5 protein-coding genes are annotated in these 5,159 nt (G+C 67.5%); 2 read left to right on the top strand and 3 right to left on the bottom strand.

The features are described from left to right. On the bottom strand, positions 1-833 hold an 833-nt coding region (locus JHC36_RS04260; protein WP_287916277.1), incomplete at its 3' end, for a 3-hydroxybutyryl-CoA dehydrogenase. Positions 834-1,044: 211 nt separating this feature from the next. On the opposite strand from JHC36_RS04260, the gene JHC36_RS04255 reads away from it, so the two are divergent. Further along, a complete protein-coding gene (locus JHC36_RS04255; RefSeq protein WP_287916275.1) occupies positions 1,045-2,646 on the top strand; it encodes a GMC family oxidoreductase in 1,602 nt (533 codons plus the stop codon). 87 nt (positions 2,647-2,733) lie between these two features. Here the strand turns inward: JHC36_RS04255 and JHC36_RS04250 are convergent, their stop codons facing one another. Further along, complete coding sequence (locus JHC36_RS04250; RefSeq protein WP_287916272.1) at positions 2,734-3,582, bottom strand: ABC transporter permease; 849 nt, start codon at positions 3,580-3,582, stop codon at positions 2,734-2,736. A 5-nt stretch (positions 3,583-3,587) separates the two neighbouring features. Further along, positions 3,588-4,526, bottom strand: coding sequence for an ATP-binding cassette domain-containing protein (locus JHC36_RS04245; RefSeq protein WP_287916269.1), 939 nt, complete (start codon positions 4,524-4,526; stop codon positions 3,588-3,590). A gap of 75 nt (positions 4,527-4,601) precedes the next feature. On the opposite strand from JHC36_RS04245, the gene asd reads away from it, so the two are divergent. Further along, positions 4,602-5,159 (top strand): archaetidylserine decarboxylase (gene asd / locus JHC36_RS04240; RefSeq protein WP_287916267.1); only part of this gene is annotated, 558 nt, incomplete at its 3' end.

Below are 5,159 nucleotides of genomic sequence, written 5' to 3'. Positions count from 1 at the left end.
CCGCGCCCGGTTTTGCGGCCCAGGCGGCCCGCGGCGACCATTTCTTTGAGCAGGGGGCAGGGGCGGTATTTGCTGTCGCCGAACTCGCGCAGATACACCTCCATCACGGCCAGGCACACGTCCAGCCCGATCATGTCGGCCAGCGCCAGCGGCCCGATGGGGTGGTTGCAGCCGAGCTTCATGCCCGCGTCGATGTCCTCGGGCGTAGCCAGCCCCTCGGCGAGCACAAAGAAAGCCTCGTTGATCATGGGCACGAGGATGCGGTTGACGACGAAGCCGGGCGAGTTCTTCACCGTGATCGGCGTTTTTCCGAGCTGCAGCGCCATCGCCTGTACCGCCTCGTGCGTGGCGTCGCTGGTTTGCAGGCCGCGGATGATCTCCACCAGCGCCATCATGGGCACGGGGTTGAAGAAGTGCATGCCGATGAAGCGGTCGGGCCGGCCGGTGGCCGCGGCGAGCTGGGTGATGGAGATCGACGAGGTGTTGGAGGCAATGATTACCTCGGGCGCGAGCAGCGCGTCGACCTGCTTGAGGATTTTGACTTTGAGCTCGTGGTTTTCGGTCGCGGCCTCGATGACGAGCTGCGCAGCCTTGAGGTCGTCGTAGTTGGTGCTGCCGTGGATGCGCGCCAGCGCTGCGTCTCGGTCGGCGGCGCTGATTTTCTCCTTCTTCAGCAGCCGCTCGAGGCTGTTGGCGATGGTGCCCATGCCGCGCGCGACTGCGGCGTCCGAGATGTCGACCATGACGACATGCAGTCCCGCGACCGCGCAGGTCTGTGCAATGCCGTTGCCCATGGTGCCGGCGCCGATGATGCCGACGGTGGTGATGCTCATGATGTGGGTCTCCAAAAAACGACGTTGAAAAAGCTGCGCCGGCGATGGTAAGGCAAGGCCTGGCGAGTCCCTCGGATGGCGTGGCGGATGGCGAGGCAGCGAGGCTGACTCGGGGTAAATCCCGATCCGGCGCCGCGCGCGAGCGACAGGGCGGGGCGCTCGGCTGGGGTAAGGTTCGTTGCTGTTTTTACGCTCGTAGGAGTGTCCATCGATGCAAGCCTCGGAAGTCGACTATTTGATCATCGGTGCTGGCTCGGCCGGCAGTGTGCTGGCGGGGCGGCTCAGCGAAGACCCAGGCACGCAGGTCACACTGATCGAGGCCGGGCCGGCCGATCGCAGTGTGCTCATCCACTGCCCGGCTGGGCTTGCGCTCATGGCCAAGAGCCGCCAGCTCAACTGGGGTTTCGAAACCGTGCCACAGCCCGGGCTCAATGGCCGGCGCGGCTACCAGCCGCGCGGCAAGGTGCTGGGGGGCTCGAGCTCCATCAACGCCATGATCTACATGCGCGGCCACCGCGCCGACTACGACGCCTGGGCAGCCGAGGGCAACGCCGGCTGGTCGTACGAGGAGGTCTTGCCGTATTTCAAACGCAGCGAGCACAACGAGCGCGGTGCCGACGCCTTCCACGGCACCGGCGGCCCACTCAACGTGATGGACTTGCGCAGCCCCAACCCGTTTGGCCCGCGTTTCGTCGAAGCCGCCAAGGAAGCGGGCTTTGCCGCCAATCCTGACTTCAACGGCGCCGAGCAAGAGGGCGTGGGCCTGTACCAGGTCACGCACAAGAACGGCGAGCGCTGCTCCGCTGCCAAGGCTTACCTCACGCCCAACCTCGGCCGGCCCAACCTGCAGGTGCGCACGGGCGCGCTGGTGACGCGCATCGTGCTCGAAGGCAGGCGGGCGGTGGGCGTGGAACTGCTCGAGGGCGGGCAGACCGTGACGCTGCGCGCGCGCCGCGAAGTGTTGCTGTGCGCCGGCGCGTTCCAGTCGCCGCAGCTGTTGATGCTCTCGGGCATCGGGCCGGCCGACGAGCTGCGCCGTCATGGCATTTCCGTGCGGCACGAGCTGCCTGGCGTCGGCGCGCATCTGCACGACCACCCCGACGTGGTGCTGGTGTACGACCTGCCCGGCGCGACCGACCTCTTTGGCTTATCGCTCGCGGGCGCGGCGCGCGTGTGGCGCGGCATCGGCGAATGGCGGCGGCAGCGCAGCGGCATGCTCACCACCAACTTTGCCGAGGCGGGCGGCTTCATCAAGAGCGACGCCGCCGAGCCCATCCCCGATCTGCAACTGCATTTCGTGATCGGCAAGCTCGTCGATCACGGCCGCAAGACCGTGTTCGGCCACGGCTTCTCGTGCCATGTCTGCGTGCTGCGCCCCAGAAGCCGCGGCAGCCTGCGCCTGGCGAGCGCCGATCCCCGTGCCGCACCCCTGATCGACCCCGCGTTCCTGCAAGACCCGGATGACCTGCGCCGCATGGTGCTCGGCTTCAAGCAGATGCGCGACATCCTCAACCGTCCCGCGCTGGCCCGCTTTGGCGGCCGTGAACTGCCCGCCTCGGCCAGCGCCCGCAGCGATGCCGAGATCGAGACCTTCATCCGCAACCACGCTGACACCATCTACCACCCGGTCGGCACCTGCCGCATGGGCACGGGCGCGCTCGATGTGGTCGACGCGACGTTGCGCGTGCGCGGGATCGAGGGCCTGCGGGTGGTCGACGCCTCGGTGATGCCCTCCGTTGTGGGCGGCAACACCAACGCGCCGGTCATCATGATCGCGGAGAAAGCCGCCGACCTGATTCGCGCACAGGCGTGAGGCGTCGGCGTTCCACGCCTCATTCGGGGCAATTTAGCCCGGATGCCAGCGTGAAATGCCGCTGCTCTGCTATCAAAAAAAGACCGGTCAGCGCGCGAAGCGTTTGCGCGTGAGTGCGAGGGCGAGCCAGAAAGCTGCTGTGCTGTAGCCGGCGAGCACCGCGGTGTGGCGCAGCGCGTGTTCGGGCCAGCGGTCGAGGAACAGCGGTCGCACCAGTTCCACCGCGGCGGTCAGCGGCAGCCACTGCGCGATCTCGCGCACCAGCGCGGGCAGCTGCGACTGCGGAAAGAAGATGCCCGAGAGGAACATCATCGGCGTGAGAAACAGCGTGAAGTAATAGGTGAAGAAGTCGTAGCCCTTGGCCAGCGCGTTGAACACCAGCGCGATGCACGAGAAGGTGACGCCCACGCCCAGCAGCACTGGCCAGGCCAGGAGCAGCTTGGGACTGTGGCTGATGCCGAGCGCCAGCATCACGCCCAGGATGGCGGTGATGGTGAACAGCGACTTGAACGCCGCCCAGAGCATTTCGGCGAGTACCACGTCGTCGAGCTGCACCGGCGCATTCAGGATTCCGTCCCAGGTTTTTTGCACATGCATGCGCGAGAAGGCCGAATACAGCGCCTCGAAGCTCGCCGCGTTCATCGCGCTCATGCAGATGCTGCCGCTGGCGAGAAAAAGGATGTAGGGCACCGCAGCACCCTCGACCTGCACTTGGCCGACCAGCGCACCGAGCCCGTAGCCAAAGGCGACGAGCCACATCAGCGGCTCGGCGATGTTGGCGAGCAGGCTCGGGATCGCCAGCTTCTTCCACACCAGCAGGTTGCGCAGAAACACCGGCCACCAGCGCATCGACAGGCGCGGCGGGGCCCAGGGCGAGGGCAGCGCGGGCGATGCGGGCGCTCGGGGCGACGGGGCAGAACTGAGGGGCGGGGTCATGAGCGTCAACCTTCTTCGCGGATTTGCCGTCCGGTCAGCTTCAAAAACAGGTCTTCGAGGTTGGCAGGTCGGTGCAGCGTGCGTAGGCCCGGCCAGGCGTCGAGCGCGAGGAGCAGCGGGTGCGCGTCGGCGGTGTAGAAAAACACCGTCTCGCCGCTCGTCTCCACGCGGGCGGCGAGCGAGCGCAGCGTGGCGTCCTGCGCCAGCGCAAGCGCCCCGTTGCCGTAGACCTCGACCACGTCGGGCTCGAGATGCTGCTCGATCAGCGCACGCGGCGTGCCCTCGGCGATCTTGCGTCCGTGGTCGAGCACCAGCAGCCGGTGGCACAGGCGTTCGGCCTCGTCCATGAAATGCGTGGTCAGCAGGATCGACTTGCCCTGTTGCAGCAGCAGTTGCAGCCGCTCCCACATCAGGTGCCGGGCTTGCGGGTCGAGGCCGGTGGTCGGCTCGTCGAGCAGCAGCAGCTCGGGGTCGTTGACCAGCGCGCGCGCGAGACTCAAGCGCCGCTTCATGCCACCCGAGAGCTCACCCGGCTTGGCCCGCGCCTTGTGGGTGAGCGCTGCAAACTCCAGCAGCTGCGGGATGCGCTCGCGGATGGCCGCGGTCGGCAGCCCGAAGTAGCGGCCATAGACCAGCAGGTTTTCCGCCAGGTCGAAGTCCGGGTCGAGCGTGTCGAACTGCGCGACCACGCCCAGCCGTGCCTTGATCGCCAGCGCATCGGTCGGCATGCGCAGCGCCGCGCCGCCAAAACGGTACTCGATGCGCCCCTCGTCGGGTGCCGTCTGCCCGAGCAGCGCACGGATGGTCGTGGTCTTGCCCGCGCCGTTGGGCCCGATGATGCCCAGACATTCGCCGGGTGCAATGTGAAACGCCAGCCCATCGACGACGGTGGCCGCTCCGTAACGCTTGCGCAGGGATTGAACTTCGAGCAGGGGCGAGGTCATGCGCCCGATTGTCGCTGCAGTGGCGTTCGCTCGCCCCTCCTACAATCGGCCACCCCTTCGTCCACAGGAGTTGGCTTGCTCGACCGTCTCGCGGTACTGCCGCAATATCTGCTGCCCCAACGCGCGCTGACCGAGTTCGCGGGCTGGGCGGCGCGCTGCACCGCTCGCGGCTGGACGCGGCGGGTGATTCCCTGGTTCATACGCCGTTACCGGGTGGACATGAGCGAGGCCGCGGTGTCCGACCCGGCGGCCTACGCGAGCTTCAACGACTTCTTCACCCGCGCGCTCAAGCCCGGCGCGCGGCCGCTGGCGGCGAGCCCCTGGATCTGCCCTGTCGACGGCGCGGTCAGCCAGTGCGGCCCGATCGAGGGCGAGCAGATTTTTCAGGCCAAAGGCCACCACTACCGCACGACGGCGCTGCTCGGCGGCGATGCGGCGCTGGCGGCACAGTTCGACGGCGGCAGCTTTGCCACGCTGTACCTGAGCCCGCGCGACTATCACCGCATCCACATGCCGTGCGCGGGTCGGCTGCTGCGCATGATCCACGTGCCCGGGGCGCTGTTTTCGGTGAACCCGACCACCGCCCGCGGCGTGCCTGGGCTGTTTGCGCGCAACGAACGCGTGGTTTGCCTG

Origin of the sequence: Tibeticola sp. (assembly GCF_022759015.1) — a bacterium.
Lineage (GTDB): Bacteria > Pseudomonadota > Gammaproteobacteria > Burkholderiales > Burkholderiaceae_C > Tibeticola > Tibeticola sediminis.
Note: the sequence above shows the minus strand (reverse complement) of the source record. Positions and strands in the feature narration are given on the sequence as shown.

What these genes read in the sequence shown, in the direction of transcription:
- JHC36_RS04255 (WP_287916275.1), top strand. Translation starts at nt 1,045, where the DNA reads ATGCAAGCCTCGGAAGTCGACTATTTGATCATCGGTGCTGGCTCGGCC.
- JHC36_RS04250 (WP_287916272.1), bottom strand. Translation starts at nt 3,582, where the DNA reads ATGACCCCGCCCCTCAGTTCTGCCCCGTCGCCCCGAGCGCCCGCATCG.
- JHC36_RS04245 (WP_287916269.1), bottom strand. Translation starts at nt 4,526, where the DNA reads ATGACCTCGCCCCTGCTCGAAGTTCAATCCCTGCGCAAGCGTTACGGA.